The sequence below is a fragment of the Cellulomonas bogoriensis 69B4 = DSM 16987 genome, assembly GCF_000767165.1.
Classification (GTDB): Bacteria; Actinomycetota; Actinomycetes; order Actinomycetales; family Cellulomonadaceae; genus Actinotalea; species Actinotalea bogoriensis.
In genome coordinates this window covers 1-20,879 of the sequence record NZ_AXCZ01000033.1, presented here as the reverse complement: position 1 = coordinate 20,879, position 20,879 = coordinate 1, and the positions used below count along the sequence as shown (strand labels likewise).

Annotated in this window: 19 protein-coding genes; 11 read left to right on the top strand and 8 right to left on the bottom strand. The window is 73.8% G+C overall.

Annotated features, from left to right (window positions below; translation table 11 throughout):
* From N869_RS17290 to N869_RS05250, 3 genes are all read right to left on the bottom strand, one after another.
* Positions 1–1,118 (bottom strand): hypothetical protein (locus tag N869_RS17290; RefSeq protein WP_198025966.1); only part of this gene is annotated, 1,118 nt, incomplete at its 3' end.
* The gene (locus N869_RS05255; protein ID WP_156968351.1) at positions 1,115–1,306 is read right to left on the bottom strand and encodes a hypothetical protein; all 192 of its coding nucleotides are present in this window, start codon (positions 1,304–1,306) and stop codon (positions 1,115–1,117) included. The genes N869_RS17290 and N869_RS05255, both read right to left, overlap by 4 nt.
* Positions 1,307–1,680: 374 nt before the next feature.
* Positions 1,681–2,676 (bottom strand): LacI family DNA-binding transcriptional regulator, encoded by a 996-nt coding sequence (locus N869_RS05250; protein WP_232229617.1) that lies wholly within the window; start codon positions 2,674–2,676, stop codon positions 1,681–1,683.
* 148 nt (positions 2,677–2,824) lie between these two features.
* Here N869_RS05250 and uxaC point away from each other — a divergent pair, with 148 nt between their 5' ends.
* The gene (gene uxaC, locus N869_RS05245; protein ID WP_035058802.1) at positions 2,825–4,258 is read left to right on the top strand and encodes a glucuronate isomerase; all 1,434 of its coding nucleotides are present in this window, start codon (positions 2,825–2,827) and stop codon (positions 4,256–4,258) included.
* A 144-nt stretch (positions 4,259–4,402) separates the two neighbouring features.
* On the opposite strand, the gene N869_RS05240 is transcribed toward uxaC, so the two are convergent.
* The gene (locus tag N869_RS05240) at positions 4,403–5,410 is read right to left on the bottom strand and encodes a LacI family DNA-binding transcriptional regulator (RefSeq protein ID WP_232229616.1); all 1,008 of its coding nucleotides are present in this window, start codon (positions 5,408–5,410) and stop codon (positions 4,403–4,405) included.
* Between the two features lie 180 nt (positions 5,411–5,590).
* Here N869_RS05240 and N869_RS05235 point away from each other — a divergent pair, with 180 nt between their 5' ends.
* The 6 genes from N869_RS05235 (at position 5,591) to N869_RS05210 (ending at position 12,387) form a co-directional block, all read left to right on the top strand.
* Positions 5,591–6,355, top strand: a complete 765-nt coding sequence (locus tag N869_RS05235) for an IclR family transcriptional regulator (RefSeq protein WP_232229615.1) — start codon at positions 5,591–5,593, stop codon at positions 6,353–6,355.
* A gap of 129 nt (positions 6,356–6,484) precedes the next feature.
* Positions 6,485–7,114 carry a bifunctional 4-hydroxy-2-oxoglutarate aldolase/2-dehydro-3-deoxy-phosphogluconate aldolase gene (gene eda, locus N869_RS05230; protein WP_035058779.1) on the top strand — a complete coding sequence of 210 codons (630 nt, stop codon included), beginning with the start codon at positions 6,485–6,487 and terminating at the stop codon, positions 7,112–7,114.
* An 85-nt stretch (positions 7,115–7,199) separates the two neighbouring features.
* Positions 7,200–8,303: a sugar kinase gene (locus N869_RS05225; protein WP_035058777.1), complete on the top strand. Its 1,104-nt coding sequence runs from the start codon at positions 7,200–7,202 to the stop codon at positions 8,301–8,303.
* Positions 8,304–8,542: 239 nt separating this feature from the next.
* Positions 8,543–10,426 carry an alkaline phosphatase gene (locus N869_RS05220; RefSeq protein ID WP_052105049.1) on the top strand — a complete coding sequence of 628 codons (1,884 nt, stop codon included), beginning with the start codon at positions 8,543–8,545 and terminating at the stop codon, positions 10,424–10,426.
* Between the two features lie 164 nt (positions 10,427–10,590).
* Complete coding sequence (locus N869_RS05215; RefSeq protein WP_052105047.1) at positions 10,591–11,754, top strand: hypothetical protein; 1,164 nt, start codon at positions 10,591–10,593, stop codon at positions 11,752–11,754.
* 45 nt (positions 11,755–11,799) lie between these two features.
* Entirely contained in the window at positions 11,800–12,387 is a 588-nt protein-coding gene (locus N869_RS05210; protein ID WP_052105057.1) for an amino-acid N-acetyltransferase, read from the top strand.
* A gap of 16 nt (positions 12,388–12,403) precedes the next feature.
* Here the strand turns inward: N869_RS05210 and N869_RS05205 are convergent, their stop codons facing one another.
* Positions 12,404–13,327, bottom strand: coding sequence for an aminoglycoside phosphotransferase family protein (locus N869_RS05205; RefSeq protein ID WP_052105044.1), 924 nt, complete (start codon positions 13,325–13,327; stop codon positions 12,404–12,406).
* Entirely contained in the window at positions 13,324–14,241 is a 918-nt protein-coding gene (locus N869_RS05200; protein ID WP_052105042.1) for an HhH-GPD family protein, read from the bottom strand. Before N869_RS05200 ends, N869_RS05205 begins: the two co-directional genes overlap by 4 nt.
* 67 nt (positions 14,242–14,308) lie before the next feature.
* Here N869_RS05200 and N869_RS05195 point away from each other — a divergent pair, with 67 nt between their 5' ends.
* Positions 14,309–14,890 carry a hypothetical protein gene (locus tag N869_RS05195; RefSeq protein ID WP_156968350.1) on the top strand — a complete coding sequence of 194 codons (582 nt, stop codon included), beginning with the start codon at positions 14,309–14,311 and terminating at the stop codon, positions 14,888–14,890.
* Between the two features lie 36 nt (positions 14,891–14,926).
* Here N869_RS05195 and disA read toward each other — a convergent pair whose 3' ends face one another.
* Both disA and radA read right to left on the bottom strand, forming a co-directional pair.
* Positions 14,927–16,012 carry a DNA integrity scanning diadenylate cyclase DisA gene (gene disA, locus N869_RS05190; RefSeq protein ID WP_035058791.1) on the bottom strand — a complete coding sequence of 362 codons (1,086 nt, stop codon included), beginning with the start codon at positions 16,010–16,012 and terminating at the stop codon, positions 14,927–14,929.
* Positions 16,013–16,043: 31 nt separating this feature from the next.
* Positions 16,044–17,462: a DNA repair protein RadA gene (gene radA, locus N869_RS05185; RefSeq protein ID WP_052105052.1), complete on the bottom strand. Its 1,419-nt coding sequence runs from the start codon at positions 17,460–17,462 to the stop codon at positions 16,044–16,046.
* A gap of 81 nt (positions 17,463–17,543) precedes the next feature.
* On the opposite strand from radA, the gene N869_RS05180 reads away from it, so the two are divergent.
* The 3 genes from N869_RS05180 to N869_RS05170 are packed head-to-tail and all read left to right on the top strand — an operon-like array spanning position 17,544 to position 20,841.
* A complete protein-coding gene (locus N869_RS05180; RefSeq protein ID WP_084136453.1) occupies positions 17,544–18,290 on the top strand; it encodes a TetR/AcrR family transcriptional regulator in 747 nt (248 codons plus the stop codon).
* A complete protein-coding gene (locus tag N869_RS05175; RefSeq protein WP_035058772.1) occupies positions 18,287–19,195 on the top strand; it encodes an ABC transporter ATP-binding protein in 909 nt (302 codons plus the stop codon). Before N869_RS05180 ends, N869_RS05175 begins: the two co-directional genes overlap by 4 nt.
* On the top strand, positions 19,192–20,841 hold the full coding sequence (locus N869_RS05170) for an ABC transporter permease (RefSeq protein ID WP_035058770.1): 1,650 nt from the start codon (positions 19,192–19,194) through the stop codon (positions 20,839–20,841). The genes N869_RS05175 and N869_RS05170 overlap by 4 nt, the downstream gene beginning before the upstream one ends.
* The last annotated feature ends 38 nt before the right edge of the window (positions 20,842–20,879 follow it).

Here is a 20,879-nt window from a genome sequence, read left to right as displayed (position 1 = left end):
TGCTCGTAGGTCCACTCGCCCCCTGGGGACGGCGGGGGGTGGACGGTGATCTGGCCTTGCAGGCTGTACCGGAAGCCACCGGTGGCGTAGAACCAGTTGGTGCTCTCGTCCGGCTCGGCGTAGTACCCATCCCACCCGGTGCTCACCGGGAACGTCACCGGCTCAGTTATACCGGCGGCTCGGGCTTGCGTAACCGCCTTGGCGCTCAACTGCGCCTGCACCGACGCCACTCGGGTACTCAACCCCGGCAGGTCGACAAGCATCTGGTCCACGTCTTGCTCCAGTGGGCGTCCGCTGTTGCCGAGGAAGTGGCGCAGGTTTTCTGAGGCGTTCGGCCATTTCCACTGCAGGGCGGTGGCGGCGCCAAGTGCTGCCTGGTGGGTGAGGTAGTCGCCGGGTGAGGCGGACTCGCTGTTGTACTCGCCGGCGCCGGGATCGGCGTCGGGCCATGGTGGGGCTTCGGGCATCGGGATCGTGGTGCCCGGGACCATGGGTCCGAGACCGTCGGGGTAGGACGTGCCGTTGGGTTCGGGGTCCTCGTGCGGGCTCCGCACACCGGCCTGGTCGGCGAGGTGCCTGGCTCGTTCCGTGAGCCCGGGGCCGTGCTCCCAGAGTGCCGTTGTGCAGGTCTGGGCGGCTTCGGCGACCCGCTGCATGACGTCGGCGTAGGTGCTCGCGAGGTTTGCCGCTTCACGGCGCAACACCGTCTGGCGTGCGAGGGAACGGAGGAAGCCGGCGACCCCCTCCGCGGTCGGCGCCGCGACGAAGGCCCGGGCGGCTGCGTCGGTGTCTGCGCGTGCCGCGAAGATCGCGTTCTGTCGGGCACGGAGCTCGTCGATCTGCGCCCGTGCGGCCACCACGCCAGCCCGGTACTGCTCGACGGCCATGGCGGTCGACCGGAGGCGTGAGGCGGAGTCCTCCGCGGAGGCGATGCGCGCCTTGAACGCTGCGTCTGCCGCCTGTGCGGTGATGCCCGACCAGTCGCCGAGCGCCATCGTCCTGGCCGAAGCCAGGGTGTCGCCGAGCTCGGTGAGGTGACTGGCGGAGCGCACGAGGACGGTGCGTCGCTCCTCGAGCACGGCCGGTTCGTCCGGTGGGTAGGCCAGGGTCGTGCTCATCGGGCCCGCTGCCCGCCGGTGAACCGGTCCGTGACGCACTGGTCCACGCGCTCGTAGGCATCGGCGTTGTCGCGCAGTGCCAGCACGGCATCCGCGGCCCGCTCGCTAAGGGTGGCGATCTGGTCGGTCCACCACGTCACTGCCGCGTTCAGGCCGTGCGCGACAGTCGGTGCGAGCCTTTGCGCCATGGGCATGGTCCCCGTCAAAGGGTTCGGTGGCATCCCACGGCGTTCGAGGATCCTGGCCGCGTCTCGCAGCGCTTCTGGTCGTGCTTCCACCTGGTCCACACGCCTGCCTTCCGGATGTCGCGGGGAGGCTACCAGCCGACTCAGTGCAGGCCTCTGGGTGGACGTCGTCGCTGGGGACAAGTGAACTCGGCGTCCTGGCCAGCGAGTTCCCTACCCCCGTCCGTCACCGTGTCCGGAGCCCGAAGGCGTCTGGTTCGCCGTTCCCGTACTTGCCCCGGAGGAAGTTGCCGGTCGTGCTCGGCTCTGCGGTGAGGCGGCGGTGACGGCGCGCGTAGAGGGGGCGGCCTGCGTTGAGAGGATCCGCAGCTGTTCGGTCAGCTCCCGGGCACCGTGCCCGTGGACGCGCGCACCGCGAGGGACACCGGTACCAGCACGGACTCCTCGGGCCCACCGTCCAGGAGGTCCACGGCGGTGCGGCCGAGGACGCCCAACGGCACGGTGACCGTGGTCAGGGCGGGGGACACCTGGGTCGCGGCGGGTACGTCGTCGAACCCCACGACCGACACCTGCCCCGGGACGTCCACCCCGCGGGCCCGCAACCGGTCCACGACCCCCAGGGCGATCAGGTCGTTGTGCGCGACGACGGCCGTCGCGCCGGACGCGACCAGCAGGTCCGCGGCCGGGACACCACCGGCTGCGACCCCGGGGAAGTGCCCCAGGTCCACCACCTCCACGTCCCCGTGGGCCGCTGCGGCCGTGCGGAGGCCGTGCCGGCGCTCGCGGTCCGACCACGACTGCGGCGGCCCACCGGCGTACGCGACGCGTCGGTGGCCCAGGGCGTGCAGGTGCCGCAGGGCCTGGGTCGCCCCGTCGCGGTTGTCGACGACGACGCCGCGCAGCCCGACGTCGTCCCGGTTGACCACCACCACCCGTGGTGCGCGGTCCCCGGGGCCGCGTGGGGTGAGGGCGGTGCGCAACGTGGGGCCGTCGGTGCGGGGTGAGCACAGCACCAGCTGGTCGGCGTGCCCGGCCAGGGCGGTGACCTGCTGGGCCTCCAGCTGCGGGTCCTCACCGGTGTCGGCCAGGAGCATCACGTCCCCGCGGGCGTGGGCCCGCTGCCCGACGGCCTTCACCACGCCGGCGAAGAACGGGTTGGTCAGGTCCGGGACCACCACCCCGATGCGACGTCCGGCCCCGCCCTGGTGCGCGCGGTACCCGAGCCGGGCGGCTGCCTCGTGGACCCGTTCGCGCCGTTCGGCGCCGACCCGTCCAGGCGCCGACAGGGCGCGGGACGCGGTCGCGGGCGACACCCCGGCCGCGCGGGCGACGTCCCTCAACGTGACCAGCTCGTCCACCTCCGTCCGGGACACAGGCCCCATCCATGAAACGCGTTTCACGCGAGCGTAGCGGCCAAGATCCACGGATAGAAGCCCGGGACCAGTGTCCTTGTACCGACCTGGTTCAACGGGCAGGATGGTCCGCGGTCGAGCGTTTCACCCGTTTCACGTGGAGGCACCGATGCCCACCAGCCAGGCCGAGCCGTGGACCCTGCACCCGGACCGGGCCCTGCCCGCCGACCCCACCACCCGCGACGTCGCCCGCCGCATCTACGCGGCCACCAAGGACCTGCCCATCGTGTCCATGCACGGCCACGTCGACGCCGCGATGCTCAACGCCGACGCACCCTTCGGTGACCCGGCCCAGCTGCTCGTCGTCCCCGACCACTACCTGGTCCGCATGATCGTCTCCCAGGGCGTGCCCCACGGTGACCTCGGTGTCCCGGCACAGGACGGGTCACGCACCGAGACCGACCCGCGGGCCATCTGGCGCACGTTCTGCTCCCACTGGCACCTGTACCGGGGCACCCCCACCCGGTTCTGGATGGAGCACGTCCTGGTCGAGGTGCTCGGGCTCACCGAACGCCCCTCGGCGGACTCCGCCGACCGCCTGTTCGACCAGATCACCGCCCGCCTGGCCACCGACGCGTTCCGCCCCCTGGCCCTGGTCGACTCCCTGAACCTGGAGATCCTGGCCACCACCGACCCGGCGTCGGCGACCCTGGACGACCACACCGCGCTCGCGGCCCGCGGGTGGGGCGAGCGCATCGTCCCCACGTTCCGGCCCGACGTCGTCCTGCACGTGCACACCCCGGGGTGGGTCGACCTGGTGGCCGAGCTGGGGGAGCGTGCCGGGGTGACGGTCGACTCCTACGACGCGTACCTCACCGCCCTGGAGGCCCGACGTCGCGCGTTCGTCGAACGTGGGGCGCGGGCCACCGACCACGGCCACTTCTCCCCGGACACCACCCCGTTGTCGCGGGACGACGCGGCCCGCATCTTCACCGCCGCCCTCCAGGGGCGGGCGACGGCCGCGCAGGCGCAGGCGTTCAGCGCGCACATGCTGTTCGAGATGGCGCGCATGTCCACCGAGGACGGGCTGACCATGCAGCTGCACCCCGGGGTGCTGCGCAACCACTCCGCGCGGGTCGCCGCCGTGCGGGGGGCCGACGTCGGGTACGACGTCCCCGTCGCCACCGAGTACACCCACAACCTGCGCCCGCTGCTCGAGGCGTTCGGCCACCACCCGGACTTCCGGTTCATCGTCTTCACGGTCGACGAGACGATCTTCTCCCGTGAGCTCGCGCCCCTGGCCGGGGTGTACCCGGCGATGAAGCTCGGCGCGCCCTGGTGGTTCCTGGACACCCCCGACGGGATGCGCCGCTTCCGTGAGGCGGTCACCGACACCGCCGGGTTCTACAACACCACCGGGTTCGTGGACGACACGCGCGCGTTCTTCTCCATCCCGGCCCGCCACGACCTGTCCCGACGCATCGACGCCGGGTACCTGGCCCGCCTGGTCGCCGAGCACCGGCTGGAGGAGGACGAGGCCACCGAGACCGCCGTCGACCTCGCGTACAACCTCCCCAAGCAGGCGTACCCGGCGCTGCGCTGAGGCCTTGCCGGTGGCGTGCGGGTGTGATCGGCTCGGCGGACGGGACCGCGATGCACTTCGCGGGCAACGACATCCTGCGCGTGCGGGACGGGCGCTTCGAGGAGTACTGGGTCGGCACGGTCTCGCCGGGTTGACGACGTCGCCTCAGCTCACGGCACCTGGCCCCGGTGTGGAGTCGCGCAGGACGACGGAACCGGCGACGTGCAGCAGGCGTGGTTCGGGCCCGGCGGGGCCCAGTGCCAGCTGGGTCGCCGCCTCACCGATGTCCACCAGCGGCACGTGCACCGTGGACAGCGACGGGGTCACGTCCCGCAGGGTGGGGATGTCGTCGAACCCAGCGACCCCGACCTGCCGGGGGACGCGCACCCGTCGTTCCCGTGCGGCGGCCAGGGCACCCAGGGCCATGACGTCGTTGACGGCCACGACCACGTCCACCGCCGGGCCGCGGTCCAGGAGCCTGCCCATGGCGTCCTGACCCCCGTCGCGCGTGAACGCCGAGGCCACCACCGCGTCCGGGTGCGGGGGGCACCCGAGCCCGGTGAGGGCGGTGAGGAGCCCGCGGACGCGGTCGCGTGCGGTGAGGTGGTCGGCCGGGCCGGCGAGCACCCCGAACCGGCGGTACCCGCGACCGTGCAGGGCCCGGGCCAGTGCGTGGGCGCCGCCGGTGTTGTCGATGACGACGGTGCTGACACCCAGCAGGGGTTGGCTGACCAGCGCCACCGACCCGCCCGCACGGCGGAACTCCGCCAGAGCGGACCGCATGGCGGCGTTGGCGGCCTCGTCGTCACGGCGTCCCCCGCACACCACGACGGCGCGGGCCCGTTGGCGCCGCAGCAGCTCGACGTGGGCGGGTTCGCGTGCGGGGTCGTGCTGGGTGGACGTCAGGGTGACGGTCAGGCCCATGCGGTCGGCGGCGCGGGTGACGCCGGCGGCGATCGCCGCGAAGTACGGGTCGGCGATGTCGTGGACCACCAGCCCCACCGAGCTCGTCCGGCCCCGGGCCATGGCCTGGGCGTTCGCGTCGGGCGAGTATCGCAACCGTGCCGCCGCCTCCAGCACCCGTTCCTGCAGGTCGGGGCGGACGGTGCGGGTGGCGCTGCCGTTGATGGCCCGTGAGGCGGTCGCGAGGGACACCCCGGCCTCCCGGGCCACGTCGCTCAGGGTGACAGCAGCCCCCCGACGACCCCGACCGGTCGGCCCGGGGCGCGCCGCAGCGGTCGGCTCGTCATCGGGCACAAGATCAGCGTAGTGGCCCCAGGCGCCGCTGACATCCGTGCCAGGATGACGGCGCCCCGGTCGCGCGGCCGGGGGTCGTGACGGAGGGGGCACCTGGTGGGCTCACCGGTGGAGGCTGTGGACCGGGCGCTGCTCGCGTTGCAGGCGCTCGCCCGCGCCGGCGCGGGCGGTGTGCACCTCGCCGACCTGGCGCTGGACCTCGGTCTGAACAAGACGACGTTGCACCGCACGCTCGCAGCCCTGCGGTTCCGTGGCTTCGTCACCCAGGACCCCGCCACGGGCGCCTACCTGCTGGGCGCCGAGGCCATCGGGCTGGGCGAGGACTACCTGGGCGAGGACAACCTGCCGACCCTGCTGCACCCGGCACTGGTGGCCCTGTGCGCGGCGACCCGCGAGCTGGTCCACCTGGGGGTGCTGAGCGGCCCGCACGTGGTGTACCTGGACAAGGTCGAGCCCGAACGGTCGGTGCGGGTCTGGTCGGCCGTGGGGCGGCGCAGCCCGGCGGCGACCACAGCCCTGGGCCGGGCGCTGCTCGCGTCCCGGGGTACCGACCGGTCCCAGCTGCCGGAGTACCTGAGGGTCCTCGACGTGGGCGTCGACCCCGAGGTGGTGTGGGCGGCGGTCGAGGCCGCACGCCACCACGGCTACGCCCGCGAGGTCGAGGAGAACGAGCCGGGGATCAGCTGTGTGGCGGTGCCCCTGCTGCGGGCCGGGTCGGGGGTCGCGGCCGTCAGCATCACGGCCCCGGTCGAGCGCATGACCGAGGCCCGGGTCGCCGAGCTGTGGGCGTGCGTCCGTGAGGTCCTGCCGCCGTTGCTGCCGGAACGCCTGACGCTGCCCCCGGGGTCCACCGGCGACTGAGGCGGCAGGACCGCGGGTGCCCGCGTGGCGTTGCCTGAGGGGGGTGCGCTCGTGACCGAGCCATGGCATCCTTGTTCCGTTCAGCGAACCAACCGTTCCGCTCAGCGGAACGCTGTGAACGGATGTGCAATGACGGACACCCTGCAGGCCCTCAGCGACGCGCGCCTGGTCCCCGTCGTCGTCCTCGACGACGCCCACGACGCCGACCCCCTGGCTGCCGCCCTCGTCGCGGGCGGGCTCCCCGTCGCCGAGGTCACCTTCCGCACCGCCGCCGCCGAGGACTCCATCCGCGCCATCGCCGCCCGCGGGGACGTCCTGGTCGGCGCAGGGACCGTCCTCACACCCGACCAGGTCGACCGCGCCGTCGCAGCCGGTGCCGCCTACGTCGTCTCACCCGGGCTCAGCCGCGCCGTCGTCGAGCGGTGCCGCGAGCACGGCGTCCTCGCGCTGCCCGGCGCCGTCACCGCCACCGAGATCCAGGCCGCCGTCGAGCTGGGCCTCTCGACCGTCAAGTTCTTCCCCGCCGGCACCTCCGGGGGAGCGCCCGCCATCGCCGCGCTCGCCGCACCCTTCAGGGAGGTCACGTTCGTCCCCACCGGCGGCGTCGGCCCCACCAACCTCACCGACTACCTCGACATCCCCGCCGTCGTGGCCGTCGGCGGGTCATGGATGGTTCCCCGCGACCGCATCGCCGACGGCGACTTCGCCGGCATCACCGAGCTCACCACCCAGGCGGTCGCACTGGCCGCCCGCACCTGACCCCACCCAGCGCCCGTGACCGGTTCCCCCGGGCCACGGGCCCCCCAGCACCCCGCACCGCCCCGCCCGACCGAGGAGCCCGACGTTGCCCGACCTGACCATCCGCCCCGCCGAGGAGTGCACCTACGACGCGGTCTCCCTCGGCGAGGTCATGCTCCGCATGGACCCGGGCGAAGGGCGCATCCGCACCACCCGCACCTTCAGGGTGTGGGAGGGCGGCGGTGAGTACAACGTCACCCGCGGGCTGCGCCGCGCCTTCGGGCTCCGCGGCGCGGTGGTCACCGCGCTCGCGGACAACGAGGTCGGGCGGTTGGTCGAGGACTGCATCCTCACCGGTGGTCTGGACACCCGGTTCATCCGGTGGGTGCCGTTCGACGGGATCGGCCGCGACGTCCGCAACGGGCTCAACTTCACCGAACGCGGGTTCGGGGTGCGTGGGGCGGTCGGCGTCTCCGACAGGGGCCACACCGCGGCCTCCCAGATGAAGCCCGGTGACGTCGACTGGGACCACCTCTTCGGTGAGCTCGGGGTCCGGTGGCTGCACACCGGTGGGATCTTCGCCGCGCTGTCACCGACCACCGCCGACGTCGTCCTCGAGGCCGTCACCGCTGCCAGGCGCCATGGCACCGTGGTCTCCTACGACCTCAACTACAGGCCCAGCCTGTGGCGGTCGATCGGCGGCAAGGCCAAGGCGCAGGAGGTCAACAGGCGCATCGCCGAGTACATCGACGTCATGATCGGCAACGAGGAGGACTTCACCGCGAGCCTCGGGTTCGAGGTCGAGGGCGTCGACGAGCACCTCACCGACCTGGCGGTCGACAGCTTCGCCGCGATGATCGAGACCGCCGCACGCACCTACCCCAACTTCGCCGTCATCGGCACCACCATGCGCACCGTCCGGTCCGCCGGCATCAACGACTGGGGCGCCCTGGCGTGGTCCCGCGGGACGGGCGTCGTCCAGGCCACCCACCGGGAGCGCCTGGAGATCCTGGACCGGGTCGGCGGCGGGGACTCCTTCGCCTCGGGGCTGGTCTACGGGCTGCTCGACGGGCAGGACCTGCAGACCGCCGTCGAGTACGGTGCGGCGCACGGGGCCCTGGCGATGACCACGCCGGGGGACACCACCATGGTCACCAAGGCCGAGGTGCTCAAGCTCGCGGGTGGAGGTTCGGCCCGCGTGGACAGGTGACCACGGTCACCGTCCGGACGGCGCTCTGACACGGCGCTTCGAGAACTGACGGACCCCCGGGTCACCGGGGGGTCGCCCGGGGGCCGTCAGTCTCGACCGGCCGCCGCCGGCTGTCACGATCCCCGATGCCAAGAGTTGACCTTGGCGTCGACAGGACGCCACCTCGACGTCGCCCGGCCCCGCCACGGTGGTCGCGGCCCGGGTTCCCGGGCTTCCGCGAACCAAGGGGATCACCTCTCATGCGACGCAGTACCTTCGCCTGCCGTGCGGGGATCGCGACCGCGACCCTGACCGCTGCCGCCCTGACGATGCCTGCCATCGGTGCCGCAGCAGCGCCGACGACCGCGCCCGACGGCGCACCCAAGAACGTCATCCTCCTCATCGGTGACGGGATGAGCTACAGCTCGGTGGACCTCACCACCGCCTACCAGTACGGCACCACCTACCACCAGGTCCTGGTGGACCCGGCGACCGGGGACGTCACGCACGTGCCGGGCACCCCGTCGGCCGTCTACCAGCGCTTCCCGGTCCAGGTGGGCCAGAGCACGTACGCCGTCAACAGCTCCTACGACGCCGAGGCCGCCTGGGCGGACTTCGACTGGGTGCGGGCCGGCGCGACGGACTCCGCCGCCGCCGGGACGGCCCTGGCCACCGGTGTGAAGACCCGCAACGGCATGCTGGGCCTGGCCCCCGACGGCACCGTCCTGGAGAACCTCACCGAGCGCGCCTACGCCCTCGGCAAGGCCACCGGCCTGGTGACGTCCGTCCCCGTCAGCCACGCCACCCCGGCGGCGTTCGCCGCGCACAACGCGAACCGCAACGACCTGGTCGGGGTGACCCGCGAGTACCTCGAGGCGGACTACCTCGACGTCGTCCTCGGTGCCGGCCACCCGTACTACGACGACGACAACACCCTGCGGTCCACCCCCCGCTACAACTACATCGGTGAGCGTGAGTGGGAGCGCCTGGTCGACGGGCAGACCGGCTTCACGTTCATCGACGACAACGCCCAGTTCGAGGCGCTCGCCGACGGCACCTCGGTGCCGGACCGTGTCTTCGGTGTGGCCCGGGTCGGGTCCACCCTCCAGCAGGGCCGCACCGGTGCCGCGGCCTCCGCGGCGCCCTTCACGGTGCCCGCCAACGACGTCCCCGACCTGCCCACCCTCACCCGTGGTGCCCTGAACGTCCTGGAGCGTCAGGACGAGGGCTTCTTCGTCATGATCGAGGGCGGCGCGATCGACTGGGCGGGCCACGCCAACAGCCCGGCGACGCTCGTGGAGGACAGCATCGACTTCAACAAGTCGGTCGACGCGGTCGTCGAGTGGGTCGAGGAGTCCAGCAGCTGGGACGAGACCCTCGTGATCGTCACGTCCGACCACGAGACCGGCTACCTCGCCGGCCCCGGCGCGAACCCCACGTGGACCGCGATGTCCGGTGCCGCCGGCTCCGTCGCGCCCCACTCGTGGCACTCCGGCAGCCACACGAACCAGATCGTGCCCCTGTACGCCAAGGGTCCCGGTGCGCAGGCCCTCGAGGCGCTCGCGACCGGCACCGACCCCGTGCGCGGCGCCTACCTGGACAACACCGACGTCGCGAACGTCCTGCTGAAGGACCTGTGGGACTACACCCCGTCGGCCGGTGCGGACGGCATCACGGTGACCGCGACCATCCCTGAGAAGCTCGCCGCCGGCAGCCTCGCGCTGTCCGTCGCGGGTGACGCCGTCGAGCTCGGCGAGGCCGACAACCTCGGTGACCGGTTGCGGATGGTGGGCGTCCTGCCGACCGTCGCGGTGACCGACTCCCGCGCCGAGGCCACCGGGTGGTCGGTCTCCGGCCAGTCCACCGACCTGCTCTCCAGCGGTGCGCGCCTGCGCGCCGGCCACCTGGGGTGGAAGCCCGTCGTGGTCGCCGGCCGTGACGGTGTCACCGCTGGTGAGAACGTCACCAGCGTCCTCGACGGCGGCACGGGCGTGGCTGTCCCGGCCACACTCGCCACCGCTGACGCCACCGGTCGCATCGGGACCGCCGAGCTCAGCGCCGACCTGCTGCTCGACGTCCCGGTCAGCACCCGTGCCGGCACCTACAGCGGCGTGGTGACGGTCAGCCTCTTCCCGGTCGACTGACCGCCAGGCACACCTGACCGGTCGTGGGGTGGGGGCCGGGCGCCCTCACCCCACGGCCGGCCCGTCCGCACCCTCGCCCGTCCGTACACCACCGTCCGCAACGACCGGGCGCGTGACCACCCGCACCCAGAGCCCCGCCCACGGGGCCCGACCAGAGGAACGTCGTGCACCTGCCCCACCTGACCGTCCCGCTCCTGTCGATCACCGCCGCCCTCGCCCTGGGCGGCCTGGTCCCCGGTGCCCTCGTGACGGCGGGCGCCGCCCCCGCGGCCACGGTCCCGTCCGCGGCCGTGCCGTTGGTCGCCGACCCGGACCTGCCGGACCCCTCCCAGCTGCCCGACCCGGAGCCCGACGACGTCCTGGACGTGGACCGCGGCGGTGTCACCACCCCGGGGGCGCAGACCACCACCTGGTCGCTGGTGCCCGCCGACGAGGACGGGCCCGACGACCGCACCTCCCTGCGGCACGAGCTCGACCCCGGTCAGGAGGTCACCGACCACGTGGCGCTCACCAACTACACCGACCAGGCGGTGACCTTCGCGCTCGCCGCCGGGGACGGGCTGATCACCGACACCGGTGACTTCGACCTGCCCCCCACCGCGACCGCCCCCACCGCCGCGGGTGCCTGGGTCGAGGTCACCGACGCGGTCGAGGTCCCGGCGCTGGAGACCGTCGTGGTGCCGGTCACCGTCACCGTCCCGCAGGACGCCCGGCCCGGCGACCACCCCGCGGGCGTCGTCGCGTCCGTCACCACCACCACCGAGGGCGAGGACGGCGGGCAGGTCGCCCTGGACTCCCGGGTGGGCGTCCGGCTGCACCTGCGCGTCACCGGTGACCTGACCGCCGCGCTGACGGTCCAGGACGCGACCGCCCGGTACGCCCCGTCGTGGAACCCGTTCGCGCCCGGGCAGGTCGAGATCACCTACGTGCTTGCCAACACCGGTGACGTGCGGCTGGGTGCCACACCCGCCCTGACGGTGGATCCGTGGCTGGGTGCCCCGGCCGTCGTGGACGGCGTCCCGGTGCGGGAGGTCCTGCCCGGGGGACAGGTCGCGACGTCGGTCGTCGTGGACGGGGTGTGGCCGGTCGGGTTCGCCGACGTGCACCTGACGGCCGTCCCGGCCGTCGTCGGCGCCGACGAGGTGCCCGGTGCGCTCACCGAGGCGGCCGCGTCCCTGACGGTGCGGGCCCTGCCCGTCCCGCACCTGCTGCTGCTCGCGACGCTGGTCGCGGCAGTCGTGGTCGTGCGCGTGCTCCGCCGGCGGTCGGCGGCCCGCCTGGTCGCCGCCACCGAGCACGGTCGGTTGAAAGCCCTCGCCGCGACCTGAGGGGTGCCCTACCGTTGCCCCGTGGACGACCCTGATCAGCAGCCCCTGGCGAGCGCGGCCACCACCGGCCGCCACGGCAGGCCCTCCCAGCAGTTCCGGGTGCGGCCGGCCCTGCCCAGGGACGTCACCCAGATCCGTGACCTGGTGCAGCCGTACGCCGAGTCCCGCATCCTCATCGCCAAGGAGCTCGTGGCGTACTACGAGTCCGTCCAGGAGTTCGTCGTCGCCGAGGACGCCACCGGGCGGCTGATCGGGTGCGGTGCCCTGCACGTCATGTGGTCGGACCTGGCCGAGGTCCGCACCCTGGCCGTGCTCCCCACCTGGGTGGGGCACGGGGTCGGGGCGACCATCCTGCAGCAACTGCTGGACCGCGCCGCCCGCATGGGCCTGCGCAGGGTGTTCTGTCTGACGTTCGAGGTCGACTTCTTCACCGGGTACGGGTTCCGGCCGATCGCCGGGACGCCCGTCGACGGGACCGTGTACGCCGAGCTGCTGCGCTCCCACGACGACGGTGTCGCCGAGTTCCTGGACCTCGCGAGGGTCAAGCCCAACACCCTCGGCAACACCCGCATGCTCCTGGAGCTCCCCGACCCGGGCCCGGGCACCGACGCGGGTAGCGGCACCACGCTGTGACCCGCTGAGGGCGCCTTCAGTCCTGCACGCCCTTGGCGAGGGTGACCGTCCTGGTCAGCAGGGCACGGTCGGCGGTCGTCAGTGGCCGGCGGGCCCGGGTCGCGGCCTCGATGCACCACAGGGCGTTGGTCATCTCACGCACCACCACCCAGGCCCGGGCACGGTCCTCGTCCAGGCCGCCGGCGTCGACCAGTGCCCACAGGCGCCGGTGCAGGGCGGTGCGGGGCCGGCCGTCGGCGACAACCTCCGGCCACCGGTTCCACAGCATGGGCGCCGGCTCGAACGCAGGGTCACCTGCGCACGGCTTCGGGTCGATCGCCAGCCACGGTTCGCGCCCGGCGGCCAGGACGTTCTCGTAGTGCAGGTCGGTGTGGACCAGGTGGGTGTCGACGCCCGGCCCGTCGGCCAGGTCGCGCGCCAGGGACGCGGCCTGCTCCACCAGGCGACGGGGCAGGGGCGCGTCGTTCGGCAAGCCCTGCAGGCGGTCGGCCCACCCCCGGGCCAGGTGCGACAACCGGGGCAGCTGGGGTGGTGGGGGGCGGTGCAGGCGTCGGTACAGGCCACCGACCACCTGGCACGCGGTCACGTCGTCCACGGTCGTGAGGTCCACGGGCCGGGCGCGTTCCAGCAGCAGCGCCCACCGGGCAGGGTCCGCCCGCAGCAGCCGCACCGCCCCGTGCCCGTGCCAGTGCTGCAGGGCCAGGTGCTCCCACCGTGCCTCCTCGTGGGGCCAGCCGAGCTTCAGGGCGGCGGGTGCCCCGTCGGCCGTCCGGACCGGGAGCACCAGCGCGCACCGTCCGTGCGCCGGCTCACCCTCGGGCGTCAGGCCCCAGTCGTCCAGGACGTCGCCCACCAGGCGCGGCAGCCGGTCCAGCCACGGTGCCCACGTGGGGTCCCACCCCGGTTGGTCCCGCAGGCCCGCCGGCACCTGCACGGTCACGACGGCAACCGGTAGACGGGGTCGTCCTCGCCGTGCGCGTGGTCGACCACCAGGGGGGTGATCAGGCCGTCCGCGACGAGCCCGTCCAGCACCCGTCCCAGCTGCCCGGGGTCGGTGACGTCGGCGGCCATGACGGACCTCGGAACGGGGTGGTCGCTCGTGCGCAGCGCGCGCATGACCCGGCCCCTGGCCTGCCGGTCGGTACCCGCCCACCCCTGGCGGCGGCGGCGGTGGGCGTGGGCGTCGACGGGCCTGCCGTCCGCGACCCACCGGCACAGGTCAGCCACCGGGCACACGTCGCAGCGCGGTGACCGCGCGGTGCACACCAGGGCCCCCAGCTCCATGACCGCTGCGCTCCACCGGGCCGCGGTCGCGTCGTCGGCGGGGACGACGGCCTCGGCGCGGGCGTGCTCGGGGCGGGTGAGTGTCGGGTGGGGGAGTGCCACCCCGTCCAGGGTGCGGGCCAGCACCCGGCGCACGTTGGTGTCCAGCACGACCGACCGGCGGCCGTGCGCGAACGCCATGACCGCGGCGGCGGTGTACGCACCGACCCCGGGCAGGGCCAGCAGCGCGTCCTCGGTCGTGGGCATCACACCGTCGTGGTGGTCGACCAGGTGGCGGGCGCACTGCTGCAGCCGCAACGCCCGCCGTGGGTAGCCGAGCCGGTCCCAGGCCCGCAGGACGTCCGCGGTGGGTGCCGCGGCGAGGTCAGCCGGGGTGGGCCACCGGGCCATCCACGCCTCCCACGCGGGCCGCACGCGCACCACCGGCGTCTGCTGCAGCATCACCTCGCTGACGAGCACCCCCCAGGGGGTGCAGCGGGGCTCGCGCCACGGCAGGTCCCGGGCGTGGGTGCCGAACCAGTCCAGGACCGGTGGGACGAGGGGGTGGGGCACGTGTCGATCATCCCTCATCGTGTGCGGCGCGGCTCCGGCCCGGTCCGGGGTGGGGGACGTAGCGTGTGGTGGGGAGGGAGGGGCCATGAGCACCGTCCTGCGGCCTGTGGGGCCACGACGACCCGAGGTGTACTGGGTGCGTCGTCTCGTCGTGCTGGGCGTCGTCGCCGTGCTCGTCGTGCTGCTGGCGTGGGCGGTCAGGGCCGTGGGCAGCGCCGTCGCCGGGGACCCGGCCGCCCCCGACGGTGCCGAGCCGCTGGCGGCGGGGGACGGGGGACCGTCGCCCTGCGCCCGGGACGCCCTGGACGTCACCCTCGAGGCCGACGGCCGGACGTACGACGACGGCACCGCACCGTTGTTCGGTGTGACGGTCCGCAACGCCGGCGAGGGGGCCTGCACGCTGGATGTCGGGTCGAACCGGGTGACGGTGACGGTCACCTCCGGTACCGACCGCATCTGGGCGAGCACCGACTGCGTCCGGGACGCCCCTGAGCGGCTGCTGCTGCTCTCGCCGGGCAGCCAGGAGCGGGTCGAGGTGCCGTGGCCCCGGGACCGGTCGGACGAGGGGTGCACGGCAGGCCTGCCCGAGCCCCGGCCCGGCACCTACACGGCGATCGCGGACGTCGTGGGTGTGGAGTCCGGTCGCATCGTCCTCGAGCTGCGGTGACCCGACGCGGGTGCGGCCCGCTGTGAGGGCGAGGGTTCAGACGTAGCGTTCGAGGATGCTGGACTCGGCCAGCCGCGACAGGCCCTCGCGCACCGCGCGGGCACGCTGCTCACCCACCCCGTCGACGGACATGAGCTCGTCGATGCCGGCTGCGAGGAGCTTCTGCAGCCCGCCGAAGTGACCGACCATGCGGTTGACGATCGTGGACGGCAGCCGGGGGACCTTCGACAGGAGCCGGTACCCGCGGGGACCCACGGCACCGTCCAGGGAGTCCTCGACGGTGATGAGCCCCATGACCCGGGCGATGTGGGTGAGGTCCAGCAGCTGGGTGGCGTCGAGCTCGGCCAGGTCCGCCTGGACGCTGGCCAGGTCACGGCCCGAGCGGGCGCTCTCGACGTAGTCGCGGATGACGAGCTCACGGTCGGCGCCGATGCCCCCGATCAGCTCGTCGAGCTGCAGGGCCATGAGCCGACCGTCGGTGCCGAGCTCGACGACGTAGCCGGCGATCTCCTCCGAGATCCGGCGCACCATCTCCAGCCGCTGGACGACGGCGGCCACGTCCCGGACGGTGACGAGGTCCTCGATCTCCAGCGCCGACAACGTCCCGGACACCTCGTCCAGGCGCGACTTGTAGCGTTCGAGGGTCGCGAGCGCCTGGTTGGCGCGCGACTGGATGATGTCCGAGCCCTCGAGCACGTACCGGGAGTCGCCCACGTACAGGGCGATGATCCGCATCGACTGGCTGACGGAGACCACGGGGTGGCCCGACTGCTTGGCGACGCGTTCGGCGGTGCGGTGCCTGGTCCCGGACTCGGTGGTCTGGATCGTGGGGTCCGGCAGCAGCTGGACGGCGGCCCGCAGGATGCGGGTGGCGGACCCGTCGACGACGACGGCCCCGTCCATCTTGGCGAGCTCGCGCAGGCGGGTGGCGGAGAACTCGACGTCCAGGGTGAAGCCGCCGGAGCAGATCGACTCCACGACCGGGTCGTGGCCCAGGACGATCAGGGCGCCGGTGCGCCCGCGCAGGATCCGTTCGAGGCCGTCGCGCAGCTCGGTCCCCGGCGCCACGGCAGCCAGGGTGGAGCGCAGCTTCTCCTCGGCGGAGCGCTCGGTGTGGACCACGTGCGAATCGTACGCGAGGACGGCCACCGGATCACGGCTCCGGACGTGCGGGGACGTGGGCCATCCGGGTGAGGTGCGCGGCTTCGGCCAGGTCACGGGCTTCCACGACCTCCAGGCCGGCGGGGGCGGTACCGGGTTCGATGCTGCCGGTGGGGACGACAGCGCGCGTGAACCCGAGCCGCTGGGCCTCGTTCAGCCGGCGTCCGGCGCCCACGACCGGGCGCAGCTCACCGGCCAGGCCGACCTCGCCCAGGGCGACCAGGCCGGGTGCCGGTGGTGCGTCCTGCGCGGCGCTGACGACGGCGAGCGCGACGGCGAGGTCGGCCGCGGGTTCGACCACGCGCGCACCGCCGACGGTCGAGACGTACACGTCCCGGTCCGCCACGGGAAGCCCGGCGCGGCGCTGCAGGACCGCGAGGATCATGGCCAGGCGGCTGGAGTCGATGCCGCTGGTGGTGCGCCTGGGGTTGGACAGCATCGACGGTGCGACCAGGGCCTGGATCTCGGTGGCCAGCGGCCGGCGGCCCTCGAGGGTCACGGTCACGCAGGTGCCGGGCACGTCCCGGACGGTCGGTGACAGGAACAACCCGCTGGGGTCGGCCAGGCCGATGATCCCGGCCTCGGTGAGGTCGAAGCAGCCGACCTCGTCGGTGGGGCCGTACCGGTTCTTGGTGGCGCGGACCAGGCGCAGGCGCGAGTGCCGGTCGCCCTCGAACTGGCAGACGACGTCCACCAGGTGCTCCAGGGTGCGGGGGCCCGCGACGTTGCCGTCCTTGGTGACGTGACCGACGAGCACGGCCGGGACCTGGCGCCGTTTGGCCTCGGCGATGAGCGCGGCGGCGACCTCCCGCACCTGCGCCACGCCACCGGGTGCGCCCTCGACCTCGGCCGAGGCGACGGTCTGCACGGAGTCGACCACGAGCATCGTGGGGTCGGTGGCCTCGATGTGGCCCAGGACGGTGCCCAGGTCGGTCTCGGAGGCCAGCAGCAGTCCGTCGGCGAGGGCGTCGATGCGCTCGGCGCGCAGGCGGACCTGCCCGGCGGACTCCTCACCCGAGACGTAGAGGACGCGCTGCCCGGTGGTGCGGGCGACCTTCGCGGCGACGTCCAGCAGGAGGGTGGACTTGCCGACGCCCGGCTCGCCGGCGAGCAGGACGACCGCCCCCGGCACGAGCCCGCCGCCGAGCACGCGGTCGAGCTCGTCGACGCCGGTGGGCCGTGCGCGGGCCTGCTCGACGTCGATCTGCGCGATGGGGCGTGCCGGTGACCGGGTGGGGGTGGTGGCCGTGGTGCGGGGGCCGGCGGCAGGTGCGGCGCCCTCGTGGACGGTGCCCCACTCCTGGCACTCCCCGCACCGGCCCACCCACTTGGCCGAGGTCCACCCGCACTCGGTGCAGGCGAAGCCGGGGCCGCGAGCCTGGCGGTTCTGGCGGGTGCGGGTCGTGGTCACGGTGGGGACGGTAGCGCGGGCCACCGACACGGCCCCGAGCACCGTTGCCACGCCCCTGAACAAGCGTTTAACGTACTGAACATGCGTTCAAACGACGGGGATGTCACGGCCCGGGCCCGCATCCGCGACGCGGCGATCCGCTGCTTCGGAGCGCGCGGCTTCGGCGCGAGCGTCCGGGCCGTCGCCCAGGACGCCGGTGTCAGCGCCGGGCTCGTGATCCACCACTTCGGCAGCAAGGACGGGCTGCGCGCCGCGTGCGACGAGCACGTCCTGCGCGTCATCCGTGAGGCCAAGTACGACGCCTTCACCGCCGGTGGGCCGGCGGCGGCGGTGCTCCAGCTCGCCCAGGTCGAGGAGTACGCGCCCGTGATCACCTACACGATGCGCACCCTGCAGGCCGGTGGGCAGGCCGCCCGGGACCTGATCGACCACTTCGTGGCCGACTCCGAGCAGTACCTCGCCGCCGGTGTGGCGGCCGGGACGTTGCGGCCCAGCCGTGACGAGCGGGCCCGGGCCCGCTACCTCACCCTGGTCGGCTTCGGGGCGCTCCTGCTGGACGCGGCCCTGGAGGAGCCGCGCGAGGGCGACACCCCGTCCGACTACGTCCGGCGCTACACCGAGCGCGTCGCCCTGCCGGCCCTGGAGGTGTTCACCGAAGGGGTCATGGCCGACAGGTCGATGCTGGACGCCTACCTCATGTACGTCACCGACCCACCTGGTCACGACGCCGTCACCACCCCCGCAGCAGCGTCGACCGACCCTGCTGCCACCCCTGCCGACGCCCCCGGGGCCGGCACCTCGACGACCGACGAAGGTGACCCCGCATGAACCCTGTGATCGACATCCGTGACCTCACCAAGACCTTCGGGCCCACCCGGGCCCTGGACGGCCTGGACCTGACGGTGGAACCCGGTCAGGTGCACGGCTTCCTCGGGCCCAACGGCTCGGGCAAGTCCACGACCATCCGCGTCCTGCTGGGCCTGCTGCGCGCCGACGGCGGCACCGCCCGCCTGTTCGGCGCCGACCCCTGGGACGCCGCCGTCAGCCTCCACCGGCGGCTGGCCTACGTCCCCGGTGACGTCAACCTGTGGCCCAAGCTCACCGGTGGCGAGGTCATCGACCTGTTCACCTCCCTGCGGGGCGGCGCGGACCCGCGCCGCCGGGCGGACCTGCTCGAGCGGTTCGACCTCGACCCCACCAAGCGCACCCGCACCTACTCCAAGGGCAACCGGCAGAAGGTCGCGCTGGTCGCCGCGCTCGCCAGCGACGTCGAGCTCCTCGTCCTGGACGAGCCCACCTCGGGGCTGGACCCGCTCATGGAGCTGGTGTTCCAGGAGTGCGTCGCCGAGGCCGTCGCGGCCGGCACCACCGTCCTGCTGTCCAGCCACATCCTGGCCGAGGTCGAGAAGCTCTGCGACCGGGTCACGATCATCCGCGCCGGGCGCACCGTGCAGTCCGGCACCCTCGCCGACCTGCGGCACCTGACCCGCTCGAGCGTGCAGGTCCTCACCCGTGGCGAGCCCACCGACGTCCCGCAGCTCCCCGGTGTGCACGACGCCCACCGTGACGGCGACCGGCTCGTGATGTCCGTCGACGACGACGCGCTCTCCACCGTCATGGCCCACCTGGCGCCCTTGGGCATCGAGAGCCTGGTCGTCACACCACCCACGCTCGAGGAGCTGTTCGTCCACCACTACGGGTCGGTCGACCCGACCCCGCAGGCCTCGGCATGAGCGCGACGACGACCACCCGCCCGGCTCCACGCGCCCCCGTGCCCGACACCCCGCACGCCGGGCTGGGTCGCATGCTGCGGTTCGCGCTGCGCCGCGAACGCGTGCGCGTCCCGGTGTGGGCGTTCGCGCTGAGCGCCCTCATCGCCTACTTCGCGGTCGCGATCGAGGCGGCCTACTCCGAGCCCGGTGCCCTGCAGGCCCGTGCCGAGCTCATGCGCGACCCCGCCGGCGCCCTCATGTCGGGTCCCGGGTACGGGCTGGAGGACTACACGTTCGGGGTCATGGTCTCCAACGAGCTGCTCGGCATGCTCGCGGTGGCCGCCGCCCTCATGTCGGTGTTCCTGGTGGTGCGCCACACCCGGGCCGACGAGGAGACGGGCCGGGCCGAGCTCCTGCGGGCCGCGGTCGTGGGCCGTTACACCCTGCTCACCGCGGCGGTCCTCACCCTCGTGGCCGCCAACGCGGCCGTCGCGGCCGGTCTGACGGTCGCTCTCACGGCATCGGGCCTGGTGTTCGCCGACTCGGCCGCGATCGGTCTGGGGACCGCCGGCGTGGGGCTGGTGCTGGGGGCGGTCGCCGCCGTCACCTCCCAGGTCGTCGAGCACGCCCGCACCGCGACGGGCAGCGCCGGGGCGGTCCTGGGCCTGGTCTACGTCCTGCGTGGTGTGGGGGACGCCCAGCAGCAGGGTGGCAGCGCGCTGTCGTGGGCGTCCCCGGTGGGGTGGGCCCAGCAGATGCGTGCGTTCGTGGACCTGCGCTGGTGGCCCCTGGCGCTGACCGTCGTGACGGCCGTGGTCCTGCTGGTGCTCGCGTACGCCCTGGTGGTGCGCAGGGACGTGGGCGCGGGGCTGGTCGCCTCCCGACGCGGTCGCGCCCACGCCTCGCGCGGGCTGGTGACCGTGAGCGGGTTGACCCTGCGGACGGAGCGGGGGTCGCTCGTCGGGTGGGCCGTGGGCCTCGCGGTGTTCGGGGTGCTGAGCGGGTCGCTCGCCCAGGGCATCGTGGACGGCTTCGAGGCCCAGCCCGAGCTGCGGGCGGTCTTCGGCGTGGACGCCACCAGCGACGAGGTGCTGCTCGCCGCCCTGTCGGCGTTCGTGGGGTTCTTCGCGATGGCGGTCGCCGTCCACGCGGTGGTGGGCGTGGGCCGCCTGCGCCGGGAGGAGGCCGAGGGGCGGGCCGCGGCGGTGCTGGTGGCCGGTGCGTCCCGGACCCGTTGGGTCGTGGGGTCCTGGGCCGTGACGGCAGTCTCCTCGTCGCTGCTGCTCCTGGTCTCCGGGGCGGCCCTGGGCGTCGGCGCGGCCGCCTCGGTGGGGGACGGGGCGCTCGTGCTCGAGCTCGCGCTGGGGTCCTTGGCGTACGTGCCGCTGGTGCTGGTGTTCGCCGGTGCGGGCGTCCTGGCCCACGGGTGGGGCCGGGCCGGTACGTGGTGGGTGTGGGTCGGGCTCGTCGGCTCGATCGTCGTGGGCCTGTACGGCCCGCTGATGAACCTGCCCGAGGCCGTGCTGGACGCGGCACCGTTCGGTCTGGTCCCCGCGATGCCCGCCGCCGAGCTCGACGTCGTGCCGTTGGCGGCCATGGCGCTGGTCGCACTGGGCCTGACCGCAGGGGGGCTGCTGGCCCTGCGTCGCCGGGACCTGCGGGCCTGACCCGGCGCGCCGGTCCACCCCCGACCGGCGCGCTGACC